The organism is Micromonospora sp. DT4, from assembly GCF_049841675.1.
Classification (GTDB): Bacteria; Actinomycetota; Actinomycetes; order Mycobacteriales; family Micromonosporaceae; genus Micromonospora.
Genome location: NZ_JBNCKT010000413.1, coordinates 1 through 390, shown reverse-complemented (window position 1 = coordinate 390; position 390 = coordinate 1). Strand labels below are relative to the sequence as shown.

General features: G+C 64.9%; 1 pseudogene. It reads right to left on the bottom strand.

Annotated elements, in window-relative coordinates:
- Nucleotides 1-6: 6 nt before the first annotated feature.
- Nucleotides 7-303, bottom strand: a pseudogene (locus ACLQ24_RS30365) (zinc ribbon domain-containing protein); the annotation flags it as partial.
- Nucleotides 304-390: the final 87 nt, after the last annotated feature.

Below are 390 nucleotides of genomic sequence, written 5' to 3'. Positions count from 1 at the left end.
TACCTCTCAGTGCGCTTTGGCAAGCACACGGTTGGTAGTCCTGCCTTGCGGCGGAACGGTCCCGGTCTGACCGGCGGATGTCGTGCCGGGTTCACGCTTCACAGCCACCTGCCCGCGTACGCGGGTCTTCTGGTCGGCTCCACGTGCTGCCACCGGGCCACTCCCGGCAGTATCGAACTCGGCCGCGAGAGCGGCCAGGTTCAGGAAGGCGTTGCAGTCCCGGTCAATGAGCAGACCGCACGTCTTGCAGGTGTATTCGCGTTCGGACAGGGCCAGCTTGGTTTTCACCGTGCCGCAGCCCGAGCAGGTCTTGGAGACTGTCGGGTAACTGGACGGCTACGCAGTGAGAAGTCGTTCGGCGTTGATGCGTCGGGCGGCTTCGCGCTCGGT